This window comes from Maribacter sp. (assembly GCF_039968975.1).
Classification (GTDB): Bacteria; Bacteroidota; Bacteroidia; order Flavobacteriales; family Flavobacteriaceae; genus Maribacter.
Genome location: NZ_JBDVOT010000001.1, coordinates 1 through 2098 on the forward strand (window position 1 = coordinate 1; position 2098 = coordinate 2098).

1 protein-coding gene is annotated in these 2098 nt (G+C 35.3%); it reads right to left on the reverse strand.

The features are described 5' to 3' along the window. The coding region (locus ABJI11_RS00005) for a glutamate synthase-related protein (protein WP_348348375.1) at window positions 1-2098 on the reverse strand (2098 nt) is incomplete at both ends.

Sequence of the window (2098 nt, forward strand, 5' to 3'; positions counted from 1 at the left end):
ACAGCCAGAAGCTACTAATGGGGCAGTTGCAAAACCAAATTCTTCTGCACCTAATAGACAAGCCACGGCAACATCTCTACCGGTTTTCAATTGACCATCACACTCAAGAACTATTCTGTTTCTTAAATCATTTAAAACAAGTGTTTGTTGAGCTTCTGCAATACCAAGTTCCCAAGGTAAACCACAATGTTTTAGTGATGTTAAAGGAGATGCCCCTGTACCACCATCAAAACCAGAAACCAGAACAACATCGGCTTTTGCTTTTGCAACACCAGCCGCAACAGTACCTACACCAACTTCAGAAACTAGTTTTACATTAACTCTTGCTTTTCTATTGGCAGATTTTAAATCATAAATAAGTTGAGATAAATCTTCAATAGAATAAATATCGTGATGGGGTGGTGGAGAAATTAAACCTACATACGGAGTAGAATTTCTAGTTTTTGCAATTTCAGGATTTACTTTTGGACCTGGTAATTGACCTCCTTCACCTGGCTTGGCACCTTGTGCCATTTTAATCTGAATTTCTTTTGCATTGGTCAGGTAGTTAGATGTTACGCCGAATCTACCAGAAGCAACTTGCTTTATTGCACTGTTTCTCCAGTCACCAGTAGAATTTTTATAAAATCTATTTTGATCTTCTCCACCTTCACCAGAGTTACTTTTTCCGCCAATACGGTTCATGGCAATCGCTAAATTCTCATGAGCTTCTTTACTAATTGATCCGTAAGACATTGCACCGGTTTTAAACCTTTTTACAATTTCTGTCCATGGTTCAACATCTTCTAAAGGAATAGGGTCATAATTAGAGAATTCAAAAAGACCTCTAATAGTCATAAGGTTTTTTGATTGCTCATTAACCATGTTTGAATACTCCTTGTACGTGTCTGGCTCGTTATTACGAACTGATTTTTGAAGTTTTGCAATAGATAGTGGGTTAAACATATGTTTTTCACCATCTCTTCTCCATCTATATTCGCCGCCAATTTCTAAATCTAAATTAGCATCAATATGTTGTTTGCTAAAAGTCTTGTGGTGGCGTAACGCAATTTCTTTTTCAATTTGATAAAGACCAATACCTTGAATTCGTGTAGGGGTATTAGGGAAGTATTTCTCAACGACCTTGGTGTTAATACCTATACATTCAAAAAGTTGAGAACCACGGTAAGAGTTCAATGTTGAAATACCGATTTTATTCATCACTTTTAAGATACCTTTTCCAACCGCTTTATTGTAATTTTTAATAGCATCGTCAAAAGATATTTCTGTAATATCATGCTCTTCTATTTGCTCGGCAATGATTTCGTTAACCAAATATGGATTAATAGCACTTGCTCCAAATCCAAACAACAAAGCAAAATGATGTACCTCACGTGGTTCTGCAGATTCTATAATGACACTTAGTTTAGAACGTTTGCCAAGTTTCTGCAATCCGCTGTTCACAAATGAACATGCTAGCAATGCAGGTATAGGAGCCATATCTTTTGTAACATTTCTGTCAGAAAGAATAATAATATTTGCACCTTCATCTACTGCTTTGGAAGCTTGATTTAATACAGATTGTAACGCGTCTTCAAGACCATTGTGCCCTTGTTTAATAGAATACAACATGGAAATTGAAACTACCTTATAGTCTGGGCTTACATCGTAATTTTTAATTTTATCTAAATCCTCTTTAGAAATTACAGGATTTTGAATTTTAAGTTTTCTGCAATGTAATTCTGAAAACTCAAATATATTATGATCGCTACCTAAGGTTAAACTGATATCTGTAATCAATTCTTCACGAATACCATCTAAAGGAGGGTTCGTTACCTGAGCGAACAATTGCTTGAAATAATTGTAAATTAGTTGCGGTCGTTGAGATAGTACGGCAATAGGCGTATCGGAACCCATTGAACCAATAGGTTCTTTACCAGCTTTCGCCATTGGAAGCACAATTGTATTAATATCTTCAATTGTATAACCAAATACAGATTTTCTATTCTCTAATGTTTCCTCTCCTAAAAATAAAGGGCAATCATTATATGGAATATCCTTTAAGTGTACTAGATTGTCATTTAACCATTTCTTGTAAGGAAATTTTTGAGCAATGTTT